Annotated in this window: 19 protein-coding genes; 6 read left to right on the top strand and 13 right to left on the bottom strand. The window is 38.0% G+C overall.

The window, feature by feature from the left end:
• Positions 1 to 59 precede the first annotated feature (59 nt).
• The gene (locus SCA31_RS07140; protein WP_410696283.1) at positions 60 to 2264 is read left to right on the top strand and encodes a S46 family peptidase; all 2205 of its coding nucleotides are present in this window, start codon (positions 60 to 62) and stop codon (positions 2262 to 2264) included.
• Positions 2265 to 2338: 74 nt separating this feature from the next.
• Positions 2339 to 2812 carry a DUF1905 domain-containing protein gene (locus SCA31_RS07135; RefSeq protein WP_410696282.1) on the top strand — a complete coding sequence of 158 codons (474 nt, stop codon included), beginning with the start codon at positions 2339 to 2341 and terminating at the stop codon, positions 2810 to 2812.
• A gap of 8 nt (positions 2813 to 2820) precedes the next feature.
• On the opposite strand, the gene SCA31_RS07130 is transcribed toward SCA31_RS07135, so the two are convergent.
• Entirely contained in the window at positions 2821 to 3102 is a 282-nt protein-coding gene (locus SCA31_RS07130) for a hypothetical protein (protein ID WP_410696281.1), read from the bottom strand.
• Positions 3103 to 3301: 199 nt separating this feature from the next.
• Here SCA31_RS07130 and SCA31_RS07125 point away from each other — a divergent pair, with 199 nt between their 5' ends.
• A complete protein-coding gene (locus tag SCA31_RS07125; RefSeq protein ID WP_410696280.1) occupies positions 3302 to 4525 on the top strand; it encodes a spondin domain-containing protein in 1224 nt (407 codons plus the stop codon).
• 79 nt (positions 4526 to 4604) lie between these two features.
• Here the strand turns inward: SCA31_RS07125 and SCA31_RS07120 are convergent, their stop codons facing one another.
• The 10 genes from SCA31_RS07120 to SCA31_RS07075 form a co-directional block, all read right to left on the bottom strand.
• Positions 4605 to 6140 carry a YifB family Mg chelatase-like AAA ATPase gene (locus SCA31_RS07120; RefSeq protein ID WP_410696279.1) on the bottom strand — a complete coding sequence of 512 codons (1536 nt, stop codon included), beginning with the start codon at positions 6138 to 6140 and terminating at the stop codon, positions 4605 to 4607.
• 222 nt (positions 6141 to 6362) lie between these two features.
• The gene (locus SCA31_RS07115; protein ID WP_410696278.1) at positions 6363 to 7322 is read right to left on the bottom strand and encodes a T9SS type A sorting domain-containing protein; all 960 of its coding nucleotides are present in this window, start codon (positions 7320 to 7322) and stop codon (positions 6363 to 6365) included.
• A gap of 47 nt (positions 7323 to 7369) precedes the next feature.
• Positions 7370 to 8740: a porin family protein gene (locus SCA31_RS07110; RefSeq protein ID WP_410696277.1), complete on the bottom strand. Its 1371-nt coding sequence runs from the start codon at positions 8738 to 8740 to the stop codon at positions 7370 to 7372.
• A complete protein-coding gene (locus tag SCA31_RS07105) occupies positions 8733 to 9299 on the bottom strand; it encodes an RNA polymerase sigma factor (protein ID WP_410696276.1) in 567 nt (188 codons plus the stop codon). Before SCA31_RS07105 ends, SCA31_RS07110 begins: the two co-directional genes overlap by 8 nt.
• Positions 9300 to 9393: 94 nt before the next feature.
• Complete coding sequence (locus SCA31_RS07100) at positions 9394 to 9969, bottom strand: DUF4840 domain-containing protein (RefSeq protein WP_410696275.1); 576 nt, start codon at positions 9967 to 9969, stop codon at positions 9394 to 9396.
• A 263-nt stretch (positions 9970 to 10232) separates the two neighbouring features.
• Positions 10233 to 11648, bottom strand: coding sequence for an efflux transporter outer membrane subunit (locus SCA31_RS07095; protein WP_410696274.1), 1416 nt, complete (start codon positions 11646 to 11648; stop codon positions 10233 to 10235).
• Between the two features lie 47 nt (positions 11649 to 11695).
• The gene (locus SCA31_RS07090; RefSeq protein WP_410696273.1) at positions 11696 to 14848 is read right to left on the bottom strand and encodes an efflux RND transporter permease subunit; all 3153 of its coding nucleotides are present in this window, start codon (positions 14846 to 14848) and stop codon (positions 11696 to 11698) included.
• A gap of 29 nt (positions 14849 to 14877) precedes the next feature.
• Positions 14878 to 15999: an efflux RND transporter periplasmic adaptor subunit gene (locus tag SCA31_RS07085; RefSeq protein WP_410696272.1), complete on the bottom strand. Its 1122-nt coding sequence runs from the start codon at positions 15997 to 15999 to the stop codon at positions 14878 to 14880.
• Positions 16000 to 16234: 235 nt separating this feature from the next.
• Positions 16235 to 16999, bottom strand: a complete 765-nt coding sequence (locus SCA31_RS07080; RefSeq protein WP_410696271.1) for a LytR/AlgR family response regulator transcription factor — start codon at positions 16997 to 16999, stop codon at positions 16235 to 16237.
• Positions 16996 to 18114 carry a sensor histidine kinase gene (locus tag SCA31_RS07075; protein WP_410696270.1) on the bottom strand — a complete coding sequence of 373 codons (1119 nt, stop codon included), beginning with the start codon at positions 18112 to 18114 and terminating at the stop codon, positions 16996 to 16998. Before SCA31_RS07075 ends, SCA31_RS07080 begins: the two co-directional genes overlap by 4 nt.
• 230 nt (positions 18115 to 18344) lie before the next feature.
• Here SCA31_RS07075 and SCA31_RS07070 point away from each other — a divergent pair, with 230 nt between their 5' ends.
• On the top strand, positions 18345 to 19169 hold the full coding sequence (locus SCA31_RS07070; protein ID WP_410696269.1) for a universal stress protein: 825 nt from the start codon (positions 18345 to 18347) through the stop codon (positions 19167 to 19169).
• A gap of 165 nt (positions 19170 to 19334) precedes the next feature.
• Here SCA31_RS07070 and SCA31_RS07065 read toward each other — a convergent pair whose 3' ends face one another.
• Entirely contained in the window at positions 19335 to 20204 is an 870-nt protein-coding gene (locus SCA31_RS07065; protein ID WP_410696268.1) for a RimK family alpha-L-glutamate ligase, read from the bottom strand.
• A 341-nt stretch (positions 20205 to 20545) separates the two neighbouring features.
• On the opposite strand from SCA31_RS07065, the gene SCA31_RS07060 reads away from it, so the two are divergent.
• Together SCA31_RS07060 and SCA31_RS07055 are read left to right on the top strand one after the other, a co-directional pair.
• Positions 20546 to 21754, top strand: a complete 1209-nt coding sequence (locus SCA31_RS07060; protein WP_410696267.1) for a PepSY-associated TM helix domain-containing protein — start codon at positions 20546 to 20548, stop codon at positions 21752 to 21754.
• A gap of 10 nt (positions 21755 to 21764) precedes the next feature.
• A complete protein-coding gene (locus SCA31_RS07055) occupies positions 21765 to 23888 on the top strand; it encodes a TonB-dependent receptor domain-containing protein (protein WP_410696266.1) in 2124 nt (707 codons plus the stop codon).
• Positions 23889 to 24076: 188 nt separating this feature from the next.
• Here the strand turns inward: SCA31_RS07055 and SCA31_RS07050 are convergent, their stop codons facing one another.
• Positions 24077 to 25279 carry a hypothetical protein gene (locus tag SCA31_RS07050; RefSeq protein WP_410696265.1) on the bottom strand — a complete coding sequence of 401 codons (1203 nt, stop codon included), beginning with the start codon at positions 25277 to 25279 and terminating at the stop codon, positions 24077 to 24079.
• Positions 25280 to 25283: the final 4 nt, after the last annotated feature.

Genomic DNA, 25283 nt, shown 5'->3' with positions numbered 1-25283 from the left:
ATCTGGGACAGAATCTCGTAAAAATTAGTAAATTAGCGACACAAAAATTTTTTTATAAAATGAAAAGACTATTTCTACTATTCACTTTCTTATTGGGCTTTGCTCAAATGAGGGCGGATGAGGGGATGTGGCTGCTAATGCTCATCAAAAGACTTAACGGTGTTGATATGCAAAAAGAGGGTCTACACCTAACGCCTGAGGAAATTTATTCAGTAAATAATTCCAGCTTAAAGGATGCTATCGTAAGCTTCGGTGGTTTCTGTACAGGTGAAATTGTTTCTGATAAAGGACTTTTATTCACGAACCACCACTGCGGTTATGGTGCCGTTGCTGCTGCTTCTACTCCAGAGAAAGACTATTTAAAAAATGGTTTCTGGGCAACGAAACAGAAAGACGAATTCAACGCAAAGGATCTTTATGTAAGATTTTTAGTGAGAATGGATGATGCTACTCAAAGAATCTCTTCCAAGCTAAACAACAATATGACGGGAGCAGAGAGAAAAGCTGTTATTGATGCTGAAACTAAGGCTATTCAAACAGAAAACTCTGAGAACGGAAAATATACTGTAGTTGTAAAAGATTTCTTTAACGGAAACGAGTTTTATTATTTCGTATACCAAGACTACAAAGATATCAGATTGGTAGGTGCACCTCCTTCCTCATTAGGAAAATTCGGTGGTGATACTGATAACTGGGAATGGCCAAGACATACTGCAGATTTCACAGTATTCAGAGTATATGCTGACGCTGCAGGAAACCCGGCTGAATATTCTCCTAGCAATACTCCCTTGAAGCCTAAGCACTTCCTGCCGGTTTCTCTTAAAGGAATTAAGCCTGGTGATTTCTCAATGATCTTAGGATATCCTGGTAGAACAAACCGTTACCTGACTTCTTACGGAATTCAGCAAATGGTAGGTAAAGACTACCCAGCTTGGGTTGAGGCATCCAAGACCGCTATGGATGTTATGAAGAAATACATGGATAAGGACAAGGCAACTCAACTTAACTATGCTTCTCAGTATGCTTCTGTAGCGAACTACTGGAAAAACAGACAGGGAACAATTGATGCCGTAGAGAAAAACGGAACAATTACTGATAAGAAAAAAATCGAGGAAACGTTCAAAGCATGGGCAGCAATGCCAGGAAACACTATGTATGATGGTGTTTTAGAAGAAATTGGAGCATACTACAAGCAAACTTCTGACAGAAATGTTGAAAGAAACTACGCTTCTCAGTTCTCAAGAAATGCAAAGTATACTTCTCTAGCTCTCAATGTAGGTTCTGTACTTAAGGCTTATGCTGCTCAGGACATGCAGGGAAGATTGGCAATGAAAGCAAAAACTGAAGCTGCTATTAAAGCTGCTTACGAAAACTTCAGCCCATCTTTAGAAGGAGAAATGCTTGCTGCAATGACTAGCCTTTATCAGGCAAGAGTAAACAAAGACGTTGCTTCTGCTACTATCTTAGGATTAGATGCAAAAACAGTTTCTAACCTTGCTTACTCTTCAATTTTTGCTAATAAGACTTCTGCAACTGATTTCTTATTGAATCCTGATGCATTAAAACTTGATAATGATCTACTTTGGAAAGCGGCTAACGGTATTGCTGCAGATCAAAAAATGAGCAATGACAGATTCGTTAAAGTAGATGATAATTTTGCAAAAAACAGCCGTCTATTCTTAGCTGGTCTAGTGAAAGCGATGCCTGAAAAGAAATTCTACCCGGATGCTAACTCTACGATGAGATTAACTTACGGTACTGTAGATAAACTTCCTATCAGAACTGACAGAAACTACTTCGGAGTTACTGATAACTATTATACTGACATGTCTGGTCTTGTTGGAAAATACAAGAAAGGTGACGAAGAATTTGATCTTCCTCAAAGAGTGATTGATCTTTACAACCTTAAAGATTTCGGACAGTATGCGGATGCTAAAGGGTATATGCCTGTAAACTTCCTTTCTAACAATGATATTACAGGAGGTAACTCTGGTTCTCCAGTAATTGATGGTGACGGAAACCTTATCGGTATTGCATTTGACGGAAACAGCGAAGCATTAAGCGGAGATATCGTATTCGAGCCTGAGTGGCAGAAAACAATCAACGTGGATGTTCGTTTTGTTCTTTGGACAATTGACAAATATGCGGGTGCAAGAAGATTAGTTGATGAATTAAAGCTTGTAAGAGATGAAAATACTCCGGCTGATACAAAAACTAAAAACTCAGGTACTACAGCAACACCTAAGAAAACAAAGAAAAAATAATCTCCTTTGATATATTTTTGAAACCGTGAAATTTACTTTCACGGTTTTTTTATTTTTACAGCAAAATATTGATCATGAATTCACCTATAAAATTCACTGCCATCATCAAGCAACATAGGGAAATGAATGCCGCTTTTGTAGAATTTCCTTTCTCTACGGAAGAACTGTTTCATACCAAGGGGCAGGTAAAAATTAAAGCTACATTTGAGAATAGGATTGAATATCGTGGTAGCTTGGCCAAAATGAAATCTGACTGTCACATTTTGGGACTTACACAGGAAATCAGAAAGCAACTCGGAAAAACCATTGGAGATGAGGTTTCCGTTTCCCTTATTGAAGATAAAGAAGAGCGTGTGGTTGAAATAGCCAATGATATTGCCTTACTCTTTAATGAAAACCCCGAAGCAAAAGAATTATTTGACAAGATGAGCTATACCCATAAAAAGGAGTATATCCGATGGATTGAAGAAGCCAAAAAAACCGAAACCAGAGAAAATAGAAAAATTAAAATGATTCAGATGATTTTGGATGGGAAAAAGGGGGTTTAGAAAAAATACTATACTTTTAATTCTGCTTTAAGGTACTGTCTTCCTCCTCCATTCGTAACAGTCAAAAAGCCATCATAATGGGCCACCTTTACTCCAAGATCATTATTCATTTCTTTAAAATAACCCGTCTTTGCCGCATCATGGTATTGCCATAGAAATTGTGCTGATTCCCCACTTTGATTTTGAAAAACCAATGAATCCAGCCTGTTTTCTAATCCAGTTGATTTAAGATCCACAACTACACTTTCATTCGCTACAAACTCTTTAGCCAGTATCATAAAATTATTCATTTGCTATTCTTTTGAGTATTAATTTTTCTTTATTCTAAGACAAAAATCTTTATCTATAGCGACAAAACTCGACGTATTATTTACAAAATAAAAATCCCGAAAGCAATCTGGTCTTCATCCACTTAAAAAGTATTTACTATTTTTTTGTCAGGATTATTAATAGTGTCCGACTATACTTTCAACTATAAAAAATTATTTTATGAAAAAGACCTTTTTTAAAATGACAGTATGTGCAGCCGGAATTATGACAGCATTTACTCTTTCATCTTGCAACGATTCCGACAATAACATGATGGACACGTCTGCTCAAAGAACCATTACCTTTGAAAATGTTGTTACTCCTAAAGATTTTGTAGAAAGCGGAAGCTTTCAGGGAACAGGAACGGCACCTGTCATTAAGCCAGGTCAGTCGGTATCTATTAAGTTCAGTGCCGGAAAAGCTCAATCTTTGATGCTTGCTACCATGTATGGCCTTTCCAAAGATTGGTTCTTTGCATCTCAGCAACCGGGAATCAAGTTGTTTGACACCACTGGAAAAGCCATTACTGGAGATGTTTCTTCAAGTGTATTGCTATGGGATAACGGAACAAAAGATAATGTAACAGGACAAGCCGAAAGCAAACCTATTGCCCAAGTTCCTAATATCAATGCCTCACAGCTAATGAAACTTAACCTTGACTACAATGAGGTGACTTCTGAATTTACTTTAACCATTACCAATACTTCTGGTGGAACTGCAAATGAAACGCCTTTCTCTCCTGGTGTTTGGGCTGTTTCCAATTACAATGGCTCTCAACTGCTGAATAGCGCTCCGTTCTTTACTCCCAACTCTTTATCCAATCCTGAAATTACAGATATAGCCCAAATGGGAAATATTGATAAGATGAAAATAAAGCTTAACATGAATACAGGGATTATGACAGGCTTATCTCCTGCTTTGGTCGTAATTTATCGCGGTGATAAAAATCCAATCTATGAATTGGGAAAAATAGATAATGGAATGGGGCTAAAAGAAATTGCACAGTTTGGAAATGTAAGTACACTTCAAAACAGCTTAAAATCTTTCCCGGGCATTAAAGGAATTTACGTTGCCGGAAACGCCCCTGTTTCACCGGGAAGCAAGATCATGACTAATTTCACAGCAGATCCGGGTGATAAAATTGCTTATGTTACCATGTTTGGCTTCTCCAATGATTGGTTTTATTCTAATGAGGTAAGTATTGATGCTACTGCAAAAGGGGATCTTAGTTCAAAAACAACTTTATTTGATTCCGGAACCGGAGTAGATCAATATCCAGGAGCCGGAAACCATCAGGCTTTATTCGGAGGAACTCCACAAAGTGAAACAATGGTTATTTCAAAGGTTGGAACTCAATATCCTGTTCCTTCCGTACAGAATGTAATTAAAGTAACCGTGAATTAAACTTGCAATAGAAATAAAAAAGCCAGACAAAAATTTGTCGGGCTTTTTAGTTTTAAAGAATTGATAACTCTAATTTCTACTAAGCATTCCAGAACTCCCTGTCTAAACTTCTGTATTGTATTGCTTCGGAAACATGCTGGGAAAGTATGTTCTCAGATTCTTCAAGATCGGCAATGGTACGGGCAACCTTTAGGATTCTGTCATAAGCTCTGGCAGAAAGGTTCAGCTTTTCCATGGCCAGTTTTATAAGACCGAAAGAGGTTTCATCCAAATCACAGAATGCTTCAATTTCTTTGGGTCCGATCTGGGCATTACTACTGATCGTAAGATCTTTATATCTCTCATTTTGAATTTCTCTTGCTTTTTGAACACGTTCCCTGATGTCTTTGCTTTTTTCTCCTTTTCTCTTTTCAGAGAGCTGCTCAAATTCTACTTTTTGAACTTCAATATGAATGTCTATCCTATCCAGCAATGGTCCGGAAAGTTTGTTCATGTAGCGTTGCATTTCGTACACAGAAGAGGTATTGTTAGGATCGTCCGGAAAAAATCCGCTTGGACTGGGATTCATGGAAGCTACCAACATAAAACTTGCGGGATAGTTTACCGTAAATCGGGCTCTTGAGATGGTGACTTCCCGATCCTCCAGGGGCTGTCTCATCACTTCCAAAACTGTCCGTTTAAATTCAGGCATTTCATCAAGGAACAAGACACCGTTATGAGCGAGAGAAATTTCTCCCGGCTGAGGGTAACTTCCCCCTCCCACCAAAGCTACGTCAGAAATTGTATGATGAGGTGCTCTATAGGGACGAACGGTCATTAATGACGTTTCAGTTCCAATCTTTCCTGCCACCGAATGTATTTTCGTAGTCTCTAAGGCTTCCTTCAATGTCAATGCAGGTAAGATACTGGGAACCCTTTTGGCCAGCATTGTTTTACCGCTTCCCGGAGGGCCTATTAAAATGATGTTGTGTCCGCCGGCAGCAGCAACTTCCATTGCCCTTTTAGCGGTTTCTTGTCCTTTAACTTCAGAAAAATCAAATGGAAAGTCATTGATCTTTTCATGAAACTCTTTTCTTGTATCCAGAATAACTTTTTCAATGGGTTTTCCTTCATTAAAAAAGTCGATAACCTCCTTAATATTTTCCACACCATATACATCTAAATCATTGACAATGGCCGCCTCCCTAGCATTTTGTATAGGAAGAATAATTCCTTTAAATCCCTCTTCCCTAGCCTGTATGGCAATAGGCAAAATACCTTTTATGGGCTGCAGGCTTCCATCCAGAGAAAGTTCTCCCATAATAATATAATTCTGAATTTCTTCAGCCATGATTTGATCTGATGCTGCCAGAATTCCAATCGCGATACTGAGATCATAGGCAGATCCCTCTTTTCTAAGGTCGGCCGGAGCCATATTAATCGTGATTTTCTTTCCGGGAATTTTGTACCCCACATTTTTCAATGCAGCAGAAATCCGGTAACTGCTTTCCTTGATCGCATTGTCGGGAAGTCCTACCAAATGATACCCTACTCCTCCGGTATCTACATTGACTTCAATGGTTATCGTCTGTGCAGCAACTCCATGAATGGCGCTGCCATAAATTTTGATCAGCATGGTGTGTTTTTAAGGTAAAAATAATTAATATAATATACTACTAACCTGATGATTGCATAAAAAAAACACTACTGAAAAAGAGCTATAACAAAAGATATTAATTAAAACAAGTACATGATCATATCCAATGTATAATACAATTTCGGTTTAAGCCAAAAAAACGGCACAAAATTATGTACCGTTCAAACCATTATTAAAAACTAACGAAAAGATTATTTAATCCTATTTTTTTATAAATTTATTTCTATAGACTTCTCCATTTTTGCTTTTGGAAACGATGATATAATTTCCAGGAACCAAATGACTTACATCAACAGGTTGTTTATATTGATGATCATTTTTCTTCAGAACCAGTTTTCCGGACATATCTATGATCGTGATTTCGTTGTATACCTCAGATTCTTTCCCGATATAAAGAAATTGAGCTGTAGGATTTGGGTATATATTAAGTGTATTACTTTTCAGCTTTGTCTCTCCTGTACCCAAGTCTCCACAGAAAGGCCAATTACCAAAGTTCAGCTGTACAAATGAAAACGGATCTAACATTTGGCATTGATTGGGACAATATTCTGTACAGGCGTAGAAGCCATATTTCCCACTCTTTTCAGCCTTGTAGGTATCTCCTGTTGCACCGGGAATAACGCATGGATCTCCTGTAAATGGAGCAGATGTAGTGGGAACACATTTAAACCAGGTATGGGTTCCGTACACCACAGGAAATACGTTTTCAAATGTTACAGAAGCTCCGTCACATATATTGGCTTCTCCGGTATCTGTAATTTCATAAGTTCCGGGAATAAATGTAGAGATCATAGCCGGAAGGCCATACATATAACCATCTGCCATCACTACCGGGCTTTCTGTAACACAATCACCATCGGTAACTTTTACCTTGAAGTAAAACAACTGATCTCCTCCATTAATGGTTAATTGTTGGGAAGTGGCTCCGGGAATAGCAACCCAGGGGTTATTATTGGGAGTCTGCCACGTCCATTCCTGCTTGTACCATTGGTAGGTGCCAAAGGTTTGGGTAGAAAGTATTTCATCTTCTCCCTCGCAGAACAGGACCTTCTCTGGAAATATGACACCAAGCCTGGGACTGGTAATGGTAGGATTACATTGGGCTTTTATATTCAGAAAGCTGAACAATAAAAACGTTAAAAAAATTAGTTTTGTTTTCATATGTTGACATTTAAGTTTGATGTCCTTGGTAAGAAGCTATTGGCTTTCTAATCAATCAATAATCTGATTCCGAATTTCACATTGAAATGCAGAGGTTTTTCCTTATAGATTGTATTGGGAGAATTATCATCTTTAAAATGATATCCTATTCCCGGTTCTGCGTAGACTCCCAATCGGTTAATGACTTTTAGTTGAAGTCCCACTGCTGTATTTACTGAAAACTGAAGAGGCTTGTGATCAATGCTTTCCTTAGAAGTCTCTTTTACTTCGTCATCCACCACATAGGTGGTTGTAATGCTTCCTGCCACCTGTTTTTCCACCAATGCACCTCCCGTTATATACCCTGTAAATTTTCCTTTCTGGATCACATTGTAATTGACCTGAACCGGAATTCCTATATAATGAACAGTCTGATTTCCTTTAATATAGTTAGCATTGGTTCCTGAATGAAGCTCCGAAGCCAGTTTCGTGTAGTTCAGTCCTGTTCCTATTCCCCATCTTTTACCCAGATTATAGTAAAGTGATAATCCGAATGTTACAGGGATTCTATGTCTTATTCTTGCTTCTACAGGTTTGCTCTGATTAGCCAGTAATATTTCTGTCAAAGGATCATCCACATATTCGGAAGCGCTCCATACCTCTTCGATATTCATGGGTTTCCCATCCATAGAAGCATATCCCGGAAACTGTTGTTCTGCGGAATTGGAAGAAGCATTACCGGTAAGCATGCTCAACATCCAGGATTTATCTTTATGAGATTTTAAAGCCTTATCTGTCCTGTGGTCAGCATATTTTCCTTCTAATTTTTCCTTTTTAAAAAGACTTTCATCTGTTTCCTTTTCATCAATCCGAACCTTTATCGTTTCATTATCAGCTAAAGCTTTATTCTCCCGCCGGAAAGGTTCTGTGGTATCTGTATCCTGTACAATTATCTGAGGCTCTTCACTATTTCCCTTTTCTTTTCTCCCTATATCTTCAAGCTTTATCGTATGTATATTTTTCTCTGATTGTAGTGTATTAAAATTATTTTGAACAAGAGGAGTCCTCATTGTGGGCTTTCCCTGAATATTTCTATCTTCCTGATCTCCTGAATTTCTACCGCCAACCATATTTAAATCTGAATAATTCTTTGAAAGAGGTTTGCTCTTATCGTCCTGTGGCAGCATCTTCACCATCATAAAACCCAAAACTGCTGCAGCTGCAATCCCTCCAATACGATAAAGCAAAGGCTTATATCCTACATTTACACCTTCTTTTTCCACCTCATCATTGACTACTGGTACAACGCCAGCCATAATCTTGTTCTCTTCTTCTCCTAAGAACAATTCATCCCTAATGTCATTCCACAACCCGTCCGGAACCTCCTCTTCATGGTCTTCCATTTTGCTTCGAAGGGTATTGAGCCATTCGTTATTCATATTGTGCTTTTTTTGACATTTTAAACTCTTTTATTTTTTGAACAAGTAGTCCTTTTGCCCGATGAAACTGTGAGGCAGAAGAATTTTCTGCAATTCCCAACAACAATGCAATTTCCTTATGGCTCTTCTGTTCAAACACATACAGATTAAAGACTGTTCGGTATCCATCCGGAAGTGACCGAATGATTTCCATGATATCAGCCTTTGGAATTTCCTCAAAATCTGGTTCCTCTTCATTGGGAAGATCGGGAAGATCATCTACCTCAACAGTTGATTTAAAGTCTCCTTTCTGCTTGATGTACTTTAGGGATTCATTTACCGTAATACGGGTTATCCAGGCTTTCAAAGAGCCAGATCCTCTATATTCAAATGATTCTATAGAGCGGAACATTTTGATAAAACTGTTTTGAAGCACATCATTCACATCTTCTCTTTCAGACACATATCGGGAACATACATAAGTCAGATTACCGGAAAAAGCTCCAAAAAGCTCTTTCCAGGCGGCTTCCTCCTTTTGCAGAAGGCGCTTTACCAAAATCTGTTCTTTACTTTCTTCCATGTACTGCTCCAGTATCCGATATATTGATTAAAATTTTAAAGCAAAAATAGATTGCATCTTATAAATGCAATCCATTTATAGTAATATCTATTCATTACATCTTCACACAGAATGGAAAATTATAATTAATAGTTTCATAAGGGGCTATTACTGTACCATCTACGGTAATCTTCTCTGCTATCAGGACAAATCTCAACGATCCGTCTAAACCTACATAAAATCCTTTCTGCTTAGCCACCAACGTAACTTCTGTCTTTTTTGTCACTCCATCCACAGGAATACGAATTTCCATTACTTTGGGGGCAAAAAGCAATTCTACCACATTGCTGGAAGTGTTTACTGAAGCTGTATATTTAAGATCATACTTCACCTTTCCTATTGCCTTGATCGCCGCTTCTGCCTTTACCGGATCCTTTACTACTGTTTTTACAATTTCATCCACCGGAAATTCTGCAAATGCGATGGTATCTTTCTTTACTTTAAAATCCTTTACTTTTTCTGTTTTTACATTTCCCTGTATGGTAATCAGCCTCCCTTTATAAATTCCTTGAACATCATCCAGCTTTACCGGTGGAATTTCCGGACCATCATTATTACATGAGTAAAAAGTGAAACCTGTGAATACCAGCAAAATGGCTATCAAAAATTGAGTTACTGTAAATTTCTTCATTACATTATTTTTTTCATTAAACATTAATTATTTCGAGTACTCATTGATATAAACCCTCTTTTTCAAAAATCTTGCGCGTATTTTTCAAAAAAAACAAACATTTTATGTAACTAACTGATTCAATGGGGATAAAAAATCATTTTCAATGAATATTTTTCAAAGAAAAAGCAAAAACACTTCTCAATAGTCTATTTTAAAGTGCTATTTAATAAAAAAAGGAAGTTGCAACATGCAGCTTCCTTTTATAATTTATTATTTAAATGTTATTCTACTCCCCCACCGAGCGCCCTGTAAAGGTCAACCTCAGCATTTAATCTTTCAAGGGTAACATTAATGGCTTCCAAGTCATTCTGAAGCTTGTTGTTCTGGGCTGTGATGACTTCCAGATAAGTTGCCATTCCACTTTTGTACAGCTTTAGCGCATCATTGATGCCTTTATCTAAAATAGCTGTTCTCTGTTCCAGAAGCTGCAATCTTTCAGACGAGCCCTGCGACTTTGCCATGGCATCAGAAACCTCTCCAACAGCAGTCATAACTGATTGCTTAAAGTTGATCGCTGCTTTTTCCTGTTCAATTAAAGCTGTTTCATAAGCTGTTTTCAATTGTTTTTTCTGGAAAATAGGAGCGGCAAGATTGGCTGCAACTGCCTTGGTAATAGATCCCGGGATATCAAACCATGAACTAAACTTATTGGAATTCACTCCTATCTGTGGGCTTAGGCTTATGCTTGGGTACATTGCGGCTTTTGCCAATCCTGTTTTTGCATTCAGGCTGATGACATTAAATTCTGCAACTTTCAGATCAGGTCTTCGGCTTAATAGCTGGGCAGGAAGTCCCTGTGCAAGTTTATTTTCAGGAATCATCATTTTCAGGCTTCCTTCTCTTTCAATTGTAGTGGGATATTCTCCACAAAGGATGCTCAGTGCATTTTCCTGAACGGAAATATTCTGTTTGGCTAGCGGAATCAAGAGTTCAGCAGTTTTCTTCTGCGCCTCAGACTGCTGTACCGCCAATGAGTTGATCTGCCCTGCCTTAAACTGAAGATCCATCATTTTAAGAGTGCTGTTACTTAATTCAATATTCTGTTCTGCAATTTTCAACTGCTCATCTAGGCTTATCAGGTTATAATAGGCCTGTGCGACCTGAACAATAATTCTGCTTTTTACAGCGTTTAGATTTTCCTTTTGGGCAAAATATTCTGCTGCTGCAGATTCTTTCTGCATCTTGGCTTTTCCCCAGATATCAATTTCCCATGATAATCTGAGAGCCGCATTAAAGTCATCCATATACTTGGTTCCTACAAACTGCTCGTTCAGAGAACCATTAAGGGTATTTTTGGAAGCCCAGCTTCTGTTGGCTCCTGCAGTGAAATCCAGAGTAGGCATTAGAGATAACTTGGCCTGTCTGTAGACAAGATCCAGTTGTTCTATATTTTTCAGGGCAACATTCACTTCGTTATTTCGGGTTAAAGCTCTATCTATTAAACCGATCAGCTTGGGATCCTTAAAGAAAGTCTTCCATGGAAGGACCACAGTATCTCCTGTCACCTGTACAGTTTCTTTATAGCTTTCCGGTACCTTAAGATCTGTTCTTGTATAGGATTTCCCTACGGCGCAGGACACCAGTACTGATGCCATTGCGCCTGAAATAAGGAAATTCTTTATATTAAATATTCTCATTTGTCAATTTATTTTTTCCGATTTTTTATGTACTCTCCGGTATCGGATTATTTTTGAACCACGGGGGCTTCTATTGTATTATATTTCTTCTTGGATGAAAACTTCTCATCCAGATATTGGAAGAACATATACAGTACTGGAATTACAAATACTCCCAAAACTACTCCACTCAACATTCCTATTGCAGCACTTACACTGATGGATTTATTTCCTGAAGCCATTCCTCCTGTAGAGATCATCAATGGAATCATCCCTACAATAAAGGCCAATGAGGTCATAATGATAGGACGCAGCCTTGCCTTTGCTCCTTCCAATGCTGAATCCAGAATGGAAAGTCCTGTTTTTCTTCTTTGGACTGCAAATTCTACAATAAGGATTGCATTTTTTGCCAATAGACCAATAAGCATGATTAATCCTACCTGTACATAGATGTTATTATCCAGTCCTATTGCTTTTATTCCAAGGAAAGCTCCTACAATTCCTGTTGGGATGGAAAGCATTACTGCTAACGGAAGAATATAACTTTCGTATTGGGCTGCAAGTAGCAGATAAACGAAAAGTAAACATAATCCCAGAATGACAACAGTCTGACTTCCTGCTGATTTCTCTTCCAAACTTAATCCTGTCCATTCATAACTGTAATCGGATGGAAGTTTATTCAACGTTGGTTCAATTTTATCCATCAAAGCTCCATTACTGATCCCGGGTTTCGGTACCACGTTGATGTTAAGAGAATTGTAAAGGTTATATCTCTGAACGGATTCCGGACCATATACTTTTTTCAAAGTGATTAAGGTATTGGCAGGAACCATCTCTCCTTTATTATTCTTCACAAAAATATCATTGAACGCCTGTTCATCCATTCTGAAAACACCGTCAGCCTTTATATTGACTCTATAAAACTTTCCGAATCTTGAGAAGTTCTGAGACTGGTCTCCTGAGAAATAGGTCTGTACTGTTCCCAATAAATTAGCGATGCTTACTCCTAATTGTTTGGCTTTATCTTCATTTACTTCAAGCTCCAACTGAGGATAATCTGCCCTGAACATGGTATAGGCATAGGCAACTTCCGGAACCTGCATTAACTGTCCGATTACATCATCTGCTTTTGCTTTAAGAACCTGCGGGTCTCTACCCATACGATCCTGAAGAACAATCTCGGCATCATTTGTCACCCCATATCCTTCTACAGGCGGCATTCTGAAGCTCATAACACTTCCTTCCTTGATTACGGACAGCTTTCCATTAACGATATTCATGATTTCGTCAATGTCCTGAACCGCTCCTCTTTTCTTTTTAGGTTTTAATTTTACAAACCCCATGGCATAGGCTGGCCCGGCACTGTTACTCAACAGGTTAAATCCTGTAATGGATGTATTTTCTTCAACGGCATCTACTGTTTTTAAAATGGCATTGATCTTATTGGAAACTTCTGTTGTTTTTGTTAATCCCGTTCCTGGCGGCATGCTTAATGAATAGATGAAGAATCCGTCATCTTCCATAGGAACAAAACTCTTGGTGGTACTTGACATTAACCATGCCGACAGCCCTATAATCCCGGCTACCAAACCTGCTGCAATCCATTTGCGTCCAATTAAAAACCGTACTCCTTTTGCATAACGGTCTGTCATGTTACTAAAACCTGCATTAAATGCAACGGCAAATCTTTGTCCGAATCCTTTTGGTTTCCCATTTTCTTCTGCATGGTGATTTTTCAAAAATACAGCACATAAAGCCGGTGTTAAAGTAAGCGCGTTCACTGCTGAAATAATAATGGCAATGGCTAATGTATACGCAAACTGCTTATAGAATAACCCTGCTGAACCTGACATAAACCCGATAGGAATAAATACTGCAGACATTACCAGCGTAATTGAAATAACAGCTCCTGTAATTTCACTCATCGCCTTGTGAGTGGCATCTCTTCCTGAAAGATCCGTTCCTTCCATATTACTGTGAACGGCTTCCACTACGACAATAGCATCATCTACGACAATACCAATAGCCAGTACAAGGGCAAACAATGTCAATACATTGATGGTGAATCCCAAGACCAATAGGAAGAAGAATGTACCAATAATGGCTACAGGCACTGCAATTGCAGGAATAATGGTAGACCTGAAATCCTGTAAAAAGATAAATACCACAATAAATACAAGGATAAACGCTTCTATCAGGGTAGATTTCACTTGTCCTGTTGCTTCATCCAGTCTTTCCTTGGTACTCATTACCTTGGTATATTTTATCCCCGGAGGAAATGATTTTGACAATTGGTCAATCGCTTTATTTACTCCGATTTCAATTTCATTGGCATTAGATCCCGTAGTCTGCATAATGGCCACGGTAACTGCATTTTTACCATTGGAAAGGTTATCTCCACTGTTATTGATGGATCCAAATTCTACACGGGCCACATCTTTAAGCCTGATTACATTGGTCCCGTCATTTTTAACAACAATATTCTCATATTGCTCAGGTTTATTCTTTTTTCCTTTATATCTGATGACATATTCTAACGCAGCATCAGATTCTTCACCCAATTTACCGGGAGCAGATTCTAAACTGTGATCTGCAATAGCATTGGAAACATCTGAAGGTTCAAGCCCATAAGAGGACATCTTCTGTGGATTAAGCCAAATTCTCATGGAATAATCCTTAACTCCGAAGATCTGTGCCTGTCCTACCCCTTTTACCCTCTTGATCTGTGGGATAAGATTGATATTGGCATAGTTCTGAAGAAAGGTTTCGTCATACTGTTTATTGTCTTCAGTATAAATATTGAAGATCAATACCATACTGTTCTGCTGCTTGGAGGTTGTTAACCCCATCCTTACTACTTCCTGAGGCAGTATCGGAGTGGCCTGCTGTACTCTGTTCTGAACATTTACTGCTGCCTGATCGGCATTTACTCCTTGTTTGAATATCACAGAGATTGTAAATGTTCCGTCGTTACTTGCTGTGGATTTCATGTAGCTCATGTCTTCCACCCCGTTGATCTGCTCTTCCAGAGGAGTTACTACGGAACGAATTACCGTTTCACTGTTTCCTCCTGGATACGAACCTGAAACCGTGATGGTAGGTGGAGAAATATCCGGAAATCTGGTAACTGCCAACTGGTTCAATCCTATGATCCCCAAAATGACAATAATAAGGGATATTACTGTCGCCAGTACCGGACGATCTATTATCTTTTTTAACATTTTCGAATTTTCTAAGAATGATTATAAAACTATTTCGAAGGAATTACTTTTGCCGCAACCGGAGCCCCATCTGTAAGAGCATCTATTCTATTGATTGCAATTTTATCTCCTGCATTCACTCCATTTTTTACAAAGTAATCCTGAGATGTACTTCCAGATACTTCAATCTGGGTCATCTTCACTTTATCCTTACCTTCAAGTTTATAGACAAAGAATTTATCCTGAATATCCTTTACCGAGGTCTTCGGAAGTTTCACAACACCATCCAATGCATTTTGAAGCATCACTCTGGCGGTTCCTCCTGACCTTAGCAGTTTATCCGGATTTTGGAAAACAGCTTTCATCTGGATACTTCCTGTATTTTTGTCAAAGTTTCCACTTGCGTTTTCCAGTCTTCCTTTGAATGAGTAGGTAGAACCGTCTGCTAAAATAAGTTCTACATTATCTACATTTCCTCCTGAAGCGGCAGCTCTGCTATGAGCAATAAAGTCTGCTTCATTCATTGAGAAGTAAACATTCACACTACTGATATTAGAAAGTGTCGTTAATGGGGACGGATCAGACGGGCTGATGAGGTTTCCTACCCTGTTGGGGATTCTTCCTATATATCCGCTCACCGGTGCCTTGATATAGGTAAAGTTAGCATTGATCTTTGAGGAGCCTAATGAAGACTGCGCTTGTGCCACTTGTGCTGATGACGCCTTAAGACTTGCCTGTGCTGTCTTCAGCTGCATATCGGAAACAACCTTTCCTTCGACTAAGGGTCTTAATTTTTCAACTTCCAATCTTGCTGTTTCCTGAGAAGCTAAGGCAGCTTTTAATGCCGCTTCATTGGTATTCACCTGCTCATTGTATACGGATGGGTTAATTCTAAATAAGGTCTGCCCCTTACTCACGTATTGTCCTTCTTTTATATATACAGCTTCCAGGTATCCTGTTACCTGAGCCTTAATATCTACATTATCCTGTCCCTCTATACTTCCGGGGTATCCTGTAGAAACATCTGCATCTCCGGATTTCACCTGGATAAAGTCAGTAGGAAGTGCCTGTTGCTGTTGTTGGGCATTCTCCTGACCACTCCCAGAACCGCAGGAGTACAATATTGCTGCAGCTGTAAGTGAAAGTACCAGATATCCTTTTCTGTAATTCATAACATTTCTTTTTAAATTTTACAACAGCAAAATAAATTCATATAATAGGGATATTCATCTAAAAATCTGGTGAAGCGTAATTAATCGCAGGTGAAGCGTATGATACCAAAAATGAAAGGAAAAGGAGATTTTCCCTCTATTCAGATCCGTTAAAAAGCACTTTTTACTTCCGTAAGGAAAAGATAAAAGCTGCCTTAATAAGACAGCTTTTTATATCATTTATATTCATTTTTAACTAATAATCCATCCAGGATTTGAAAATGGAGGCTTTTTCTCTGCTTACAATCACTTCCATTTCCGGTTGTTTTCTGAGTTCCAGTTTAAGTTTACCGTTAAAATGATTGAAAATCTGTTTTACAGAATCTATATGGATGATAAATTGTCTGTTAGCCCTGAAAAAGAATTTCGGATCCAATTGTTTTTCAAGCTCTTCTAATGTCTGTGGAATGTTCTCTACAACACCGGTATTGAGCATCGCCTTACTCATTCCCAATTCTGTATAAAAGTATAGAATATCTTCCGCTAAAACAGTTTTATATCCATCACGGTGCGTAATAAGAAAACGTTTTCTGTAATCTTTCGGCTGAATATAATTGAGCAAGCCTTCTATCGCTGAGCCTACTACTGGAACGGATTCCATAAAGGTTTCATAGCGCTTCAGAGCAGCATCTAATTCTTCTTCATCTATGGGCTTTAAAAGATAATCGATACTATTATATTTAAAAGCCTGTACCGCATATTCATCGTATGCTGTTGTGAATATTACTGCACTTTTAATTTCATGTTTATTAAAGATCTCAAAGCTCAACCCATCTGCCAGACGAACATCCATCATAATGACATCCGGTACCACGTTGTTTTCCAGCCACTTTACCGTAGATGTAATTGAATCTTCTACGGATAGTATTTCAATATGGGGTCTCAGCTTTAGCAGTAGTCTTTTCAGTCTGTCTGCATTAGGTCTTTCATCCTCGACTATTAAAATTTTATTAATCTTCATATCAATGGAAGTTTTACAATAAATTTATCTTCTGTTTTTTCTATTATTGGCTTAGTGTATCCAAGGATCTCATATCTTGTGATGATATTGGTAAGACCAACTCCTGAAGAATCCGGCTTATTGATCAATGGTAAGAATGTATTGGAAACAACCAGCTCACCGATAGCGTTTGTATAGACATGAATCTCCAGCGGATTTGCCTTTGAGGTTTGATTATGCTTTATGGCATTCTCAACCAATAATTGCAGGGATAATGGTAGGGTATACATAGATCTGTACTCTTCCTGAATGTCAATTTTAAATATAACACCCTCACCAATCCTTTTTTCAATAAGAAAAATATAAGAATCCAAAAACTTCAGTTCCTCTTCTACCGCAATGATGTCTTTTTTGGAATTCACCAGGAGATATCGATATACTCTTGCAAATTTTTCTGAATATTCATAGCCCAATTGCTGGTCTTCCAGAATAAGCTCTGACAAAACACTGAGATTATTAAAGATAAAATGCGGGTCTATCTGTAGCTTAAGAGCCTGAAGTTCTGCGGCCATTGCGGCCTGCTTATGCTTGGAAGCCCTAATTTTGTGCTGGGCAGCTTCTACGGCTGTTTTTTTCCAGTTTTGAAGTAAATAATCCACCGTATTGAATCCACTGATGATAAGGGATATTACAATATTGGTAGCCACCCATTGCCCCAATAACGTATACTCTTTTCGGGAATCCATTTCAGGTAAGTTGTCTGAAGTACAATCCACAATGGCATTAATGATCATAACGATCAGTACACTTCCCACAATCTGAAGAGCCCCCTGGATGAGTAATCTTTTTATTGTCCGATCTTTCCAAGGAAGCAATTTATTAAGGGTCAAATCTATAAATATACTAACCTCTGAAATAATTACAGAAAAAAGAAGTACCCAAAGGGCATCTTCAATCACCATTTGCAGCGGAGTCTCTAAGTATCCTTGCCAAACCGGGTCAAAAGGATCAATCAAATAGGAAAAGCCACAAAAAGAAATGACGGCTACAGCCCAGATCACGAGCCTCCTTTTCATTGTGGAAAGGATCTTTTTACTCCATACTATATTCTTTCTAATGGTCGAAACCCTACTCATATCCGGGACTTTGTGAGTGTAAATATAAAAATAGATTTTAGAAGAGCCTGACCTATTTTGGACGAGACCGCCAAAACAGTCCCTGAAACGTAAAATAGAAAGGTTCAAATGGAAGCTAACGTTTCATCACCTGAAAAATACATTTCATCATCACTTTATGCAATGTCACCATATTTTTAATAAGATAGGAAAGCATCCTACCTTAGTTTTGTAGTATCAAATCCGGTACAATGAAAACTATAATTGTCTGCACAGATTTTTCTCAGGAAGCTGAAAATGCCACCCATTATGCGGCTTCCATGGCTAAGGAAAACCAATATAAAGTTGTCCTCTTCAATCTACAGAGTATTTCCATTCATGCTTTGAATGCTCAGGTTTCTGCTGATTTTTTTTATGAACAAACCCTTAAAAATCAAAGAAAACTTGCTGATAAATCAGAATCAATCAGCACATTATACCATATCGAAGCAGAATATCATCTGGCTTCCGGTAATTTTATTGAAGAACTTAATAACTGTATACAGACCACCAAGGGTGATTTTATCGTCATGGGTATGGCAGAAAAAACACTTGAGCAAAGGCTTTTGGGAAATACAGTAACGAAAGCCATCCACAGAATCAAAACCCCCATATTAATTGTACCAGGGCATATAGAGTATACAGGTATCCGAAAAATTCTTTTTGCTTATGATAACCACAAGTCCATGACCTGGTCTGCCATGAATGATATCAATTATTTCATCAGTGAGTTCAGTTCTGAGATTGAGGTATTCAATGTAAGTGAAAGTCTGGAGGATTTTACAGAAGTTATTGAAGACATCGACTTAAATTCAGGATATAACATGGATGATATTAAATACAGTTTTAAAATGATCCAGTCTATGGAAATCATCAAGGCCATTGAAGAAGAAGTGAAGCTGACCAATGCTGATCTGCTTACCATGATCCCTTACAGATACAACCTTCTGGAATCCCTTTTTCACCGAAGCAAAACAGCCATCATGGCATACAAAAATAAAGTGCCTTTATTATCAATTCCTTTAAACATAGATTAAGAATCAATAAAAATCTGTACACTTTTGAATTATCCTTTTTGCCTTTAAAGGCTAAATTTTACACTTAATCTTGTTTAATAGGGGCGGAAATTATTTTCCGCCTCTATTTTTAAGCACTTTTTTCATCATCTAAGTGTAGAAGATTTTTCAGGATACCTATTAAAATTAAGAAATTAAGGAGGTTAAAGCCTGATAATAATTTTCCAGTAAGTTGTTGTCGCTGTTCAGAAATAGATAAGGTTCAATTAATTCCAACTCCATCAGATGAAAAGAATTATTAATTAAAACACCGTCTACTCTTGCATAAAGCGTTGATTGTGGTAAGCTTTTTAAATAAGCTCCCGCCTGTTCTATATGCAACGGTTCCGGGGTTGGATAACTAATGCTTCCGCCATGATAATGTTGTACTCTGAAATCCCCCTGTTTAGGAGTTTTTAAGGAACAATGGCTATATTTTCCATTGAAAAACAGGAACGACCATTCTCCATTTTTAATTTCCTCTACAAAAGGCTGTACCATATAATCCTGTTCTTTCAGAAGTTGTTCAATTTCTATGGACCGTTCATCAAGATTATCCTTGCTGACTGTAATTGTATTTTGTGCTCCTGCACTTACGCAGGGTTTTACCACCAACTTATCAGTTTTAAAAAGATCAAAAAATTGATTGCTAAAAGCGGAGTCTTTTTTCAGATATTCTGCAGGAATTACAGGAAGTCCTTTTTCAGCAATATCCTTTAGATAATGTTTATCACTATTCCATTTAATGATTTCTACAGAATTTAAAACTTTAACCCCTAGATTTTCAACACGTTCCAACCAATTCAAAAACTCTTTTAAATGATTATGATAATCCCATGGAGATTTGATAACAACCACATCAAAACCACTCCAATCTACATTTTCATCATTCCAAATGGCCGGAAAGACATCTAGTCCTTTGTTAGTTAAAAAAATAATTAGTTCTGTATCCTCATCATTTGCAACTCCCTGCGAAAGCCTTTCTTCTTTTTTATAGCCTACTATTGCGATTTTCATGTTCCTGTTATTATATATTTATCTTACGTAAAGTTCGGAAGATGACACGAATAAGCACAGACACAGTTTTTTTTATTTGAAAGGATACAATTAGAGAATTTAAAAGATTATTTTGGGCGCTTCATCAAATGTTTCTCTTTTCCTTTATTATCAATCCTTATTTACAAGGATGAAATCTTTTTTAGCGGCCACTTTTTTATCCTATATAGCATCAATTCTCATAAATCCTAATAAAAATCAGGTTTCTCAGGTAAAATAAAGCACTCACCCTGTTTAGAATTATTATAAATAAAGTTATATTTGCAGCTTATTTATTTTTAATAAGACTAAATAGTAATAAAATGCAACAGATCGATAAAAAGAAGTCTAAGAATACTTTCAAAAAATATATTTTGAAAGCGCATTTGTGGCTTGGACTACTTTCTGGTATCATTGTCTTAATAGTATCTCTGTCAGGTGCATTTTTTGTTTTCAACGAAGACATTACCGCAGCATTGCGCAAGGAGCACACCTTCCACGGAGAAAAGGATATTAAGCACAAGAAACCTATTCCTATACGAGAGTTAAAAGACCTGGTCAATAACCAGCTGAAAAATGAAATCGTAAAAACAGAGGAAGTTACCATCCCTATAGATCCTGCCCGCTCCTACCAATTCGAGCTGATTAAGACTAACCGCGATGGCTGGAACCACTTTAATACTTTCATTCTCTATAAAAATGTTTATGTAAACCAATATACCGGAAAGGTACTTGCGATATACGATGTAAAAAACAATCCTTTCTTTATCTGCATGATCCTGCATCGTTCATTGTTGCTAAGCAACAAAGTCGGGGGTACTATTGTAGGGGTATCCACTATTATCTTTGTGATAATGCTGATTACCGGAATTATCCTATGGTGGCCGAAGAATAAAAAAATGCGCAAACAGCGCCTATGGTTCCGTTGGGAGAAAGTAAAAGGCTGGCGACGTAAGAACTACGATGTACACAACATACTTGGCTTTTATGTTTCCTTTCTTGCCATTATTGTGGCCATTACCGGTATTATGTATTCGTTCCGTATTACCCAAATGTGGTTATATGCATTACTCAATGGCTTTTCATCAGCTACTCCGGATTACAGTCAGTACAAAACAACAGCTCCGGAATCTGTGGAAACTGTAACAACTATAGACCGCATCATAGAGCAGGTAAAAACACATTATCCGATGGCCTATTCATTTGGAATTGATTTGGAAGATCATACCGAAGCAGATCATCAACACGATAATTTAAGCATCTGGATCAAGGAAAAAGAATTCACTTATGCAGAGTCTTCCATGATGATTTTTGATGAACACTCAGGGAAACTTCTGTTTAGCCGTCCACACGAAGATAAACCTATGGCTGAAAGAGCGACAGATGCTACCTATGATTTACACGTGGGGGCTTTCTTTGGAATGCCCGGGAAAATACTGGCGTTTATAATGAGTCTATTCTGCGCCTCGCTGCCAATAACCGGGTTTATGATCTGGTGGGGCCGGAGAAATAAAAAGAAAACAATAACCTAAACCCATTATCATGAAGAAACACTATATATGGTTACCTTTAATGGCGAGCCTGAATGCCTATGGGCAGACAGAAAGCATGAGCGATTCTTTGCAGACAGAAAAAATTTCAGAAATTAGTGGCATTGTAGTAAAAGGCAGCAAAGCGGTCTTTCAGCAGAAAGCCGATAAAATGATTTTTAATGTAGAAAACAGTGTATTGTCCGATGGTACTACGGTACTGGAATTACTGGGCAAAACACCAGGTGTTGTGGTTTCCCAAGAGGGCGAACTATCCTTGCGTGGTAAGAAAGGAGTAAGTGTAATGATTAACGGTAAACTAAGCTCTCTATCCACTAAGGAACTGGCCAACCTATTGCGCTCCACCAACTCTACACTGGTAAAAAATATTGAAATTATTGCTAATCCATCTTCCAAATACGATGCTGCGGGAAATGCCGGCATCATTAACATTGTACTTAAAAAGAGTTCCTCAGAAGGTCTTAGCGGTAACTATTACCTGAACGGCGGAAGAGGCCGCAAAAACAGAGTTAATACAGGACTAAGCCTGAACTATACCCATAAGAAACTATCCCTTCACGGAGACTACAGCTATACTTTCCGTGGTGAGGAAGAAAGACGTGATTTTAGCCAGGTTTTCTTCGATGAAAAACAACCTCAGCAAATGACGAGGAGAACAGATCAGAATTCAATAACCAATGAGCCTTTAACCTCCAACAACTTCAAGTTCGGGGCAGATTATGCTTTCAGTGATAAAACGACGATTGGGGCTTTATTCGATGCTAAAATAGGGAGATATGAAGATTTTTCGAGTGGTGAAAACAAAATATTTCAGCCTGCAGATAATTTGTTTGCCCATGTGTTCTCGGACAACAAGAGCAAAGAAAACTGGTATGATTACACCTATAATTTGAAAGGTACCCATATCTTCAACGATAAAGATTATAAGGTAGATGTGGATCTGGAATACGAAACTTCGCGTTTCAATTCCCATCAAAATCAGTTTTCAAATGCATTGGTAAATCTGGGAACAGAGAATTTTAACAACAGAAAGGGCAGCATTGCTTCCCGCCTGAAAGTCTTTAATGCTAAGGTAGACTTTACCCTACCTTTTAGCGAAATGCATAGTCTGGAAGCAGGTCTGAAGTCCACCATAAAGTCTAATACCAATCCTTCGGAATATTTTATACAGCAGGGTGAGGACTGGATAAATGATGATAAAGCGAGTAATGAATATGTATACAAAGAGCAGATCCATGCATTGTATGCCAATTACAAGCTGAATCTAACAAAATGGACATTCCAACTGGGATTGAGAACGGAAATGACACACACAGACATCAACCAGAAAACTTCTCAGGAGCAGCGAAAAAGGGATTATACAAACCTGTTCCCAAGTGCATCCATCAAATATCAGGTGAACGATCAGCATGGATTCTATGCCTCATACAGTAAAAGGATCAACAGGCCGAGTCATTTCGATCTGAATCCATTCCGTTTTTATGACGACCCATTCAACTACTGGCAAGGAAATCCCAATCTGAATCCGGAATTTACCCACGCAACAGAATTGGGGTATACATGGGGAAAATATATTATAGCATCGGCCTACTTTAGTGTAACAAACGATGTAATGACAGAAGTTTACAACTACCAGCCGGACACAGGAATCCTGGTAAAGACTCAGGACAATCTGAACAAGTCTTATGTATACGGCGCCAACATAACAGCTACTACAAAGCTTTTCAACTGGTGGTCGCTTACTTCCATGCTTAATGTATTTAACAATGAGTATAAGGGCAATTACCAAAATTACTCGGTAAACAGTTCACAGCTGGCATTTACACTGAATGCACAAAATAGTTTCAGCATTGCAAAAGGTGTGAAAGCAGAGGCTAATGCACAGTATTTCTCAAAATCGAATATTGGTTTGTTTATCCGTGATGCTTACTTTGACCTTACATTAGGGGTTTCAAAAACATTATGGAAAGATAAAGCAACAGTAAAATTAGCCGTAACGGACTTATTAAAAACAAATAATTACCGGGTAACGGGAGATAACTTCAGCTCTACAATCCGACAAAAATATAATCTGGACAGCCGGGTGATAACACTGTCATTCAATTACAAGCTTTAGAATATGACAGCTTAGAAATAAAAGCTATCAGATAGCTTAGAGTGGTCGGAAGAAATATCCGGCCATTTTTGTGAGCAGCCTTGCCAAGATTATTAGGTATGCACAAAAAAGCTGTACTCAATAATTTGGAGTACAGCTTTTTAATCAAATAAATAGTCTATGTTTTCTACGAAGTTGATTTACTATAATTAGTCATAAAACTTATCGAAACGGGCAAAGCCAGAAATATTATCCGGAAGTTTCATCCCTTTAGTTATTTTGTCAGTTTGTACATCGTAGATCCATACATAGTTACCACCTTTACTGGTATTTACTGCAATGTATAGCTTTTTATCCTGAACAAACATGCCTTGTTCATAAGGTTCATCTCCTGGCAGTTCATCCAACACCCTAACCAATTGTTTAGTTTCGATATCTACAATGGCGTAGCGGCCATTATAAGTGTTACCTAGTGCCGGATCACGGTACACAACTACCATTTTATTGTTCCCAATATATTCAATTACTGTTTCCAAAGATTTACCTCCCACCAGATCGGTCAGGTTTATCTGATATCCTGTATCTGGTGAAGTTGCCCCTTTAAGCGCTCTGAAAAGATAAATATTACTTGTCCCTGCCCCTACACGCGGAAAACAGGTATAATAAAAGGCTTCTTTATCTTTTGTAAAAGTAGTTTTGAAATAAGGGGAACCATTGGCTACACCTGAGCTGCGACTATCTGTTATTGAATTTTTCACTTTGAAAGTTTGATAATCTATCACAGCAAAGTTGTAATATTCCGGAGTGAGCCACTTACCATCACGAAAGCTATACTGTAAATAGATTTGTCCATCCATATAAGTCATGGCACCCAGCGAGTAGAAATTATAGGCATTCGGGAAAGGTTGAAATCCTTCAATCTCTCCCTGACGAATAATACTAAGGTCTGAAGCATTGAAAATAGTATACCGTATGTGTTGGCCATCGCCTGTTTCTCCAACAATAACCAGTGTATTATTATCTATCCATACATAGCTGGAAATATCACTAATATAGGTAAATGGGACTTCTTTTACAGTAGTCAGCCTATCCTGTGTATATTTAAATTTTTTGAAAACTCCCTGATCCGTTTTATAGTTGTAGATAAAACCATTTTTTACAATGTAGGAATAGGTTCCTTTGGAGTTAATTTCGTCTCCTTCTTTGGTAATATCCATTTCACCTTTTGTAAGGTCGTTGGTAGCCGTCATATAATGTACGGTATTGGGCCAGCTTCCTAAAGCGGAAAGCAGAAAATATTTATAGTCTTTTTCACCGCTTTCTGAACTTCCGGAATCTGGCTCGCGCTCACAACCAATGATGGTTAAACATGCAAGTATTAAAAATATACTGTTTCTGAAATATTGTGTCATGATC

The sequence above is a fragment of the Chryseobacterium sp. SIMBA_028 genome, assembly GCF_046535285.1.
In the GTDB taxonomy this organism is placed as follows: domain Bacteria; phylum Bacteroidota; class Bacteroidia; order Flavobacteriales; family Weeksellaceae; genus Chryseobacterium.
This window is presented reverse-complemented; position numbering and strand designations above follow the sequence as displayed.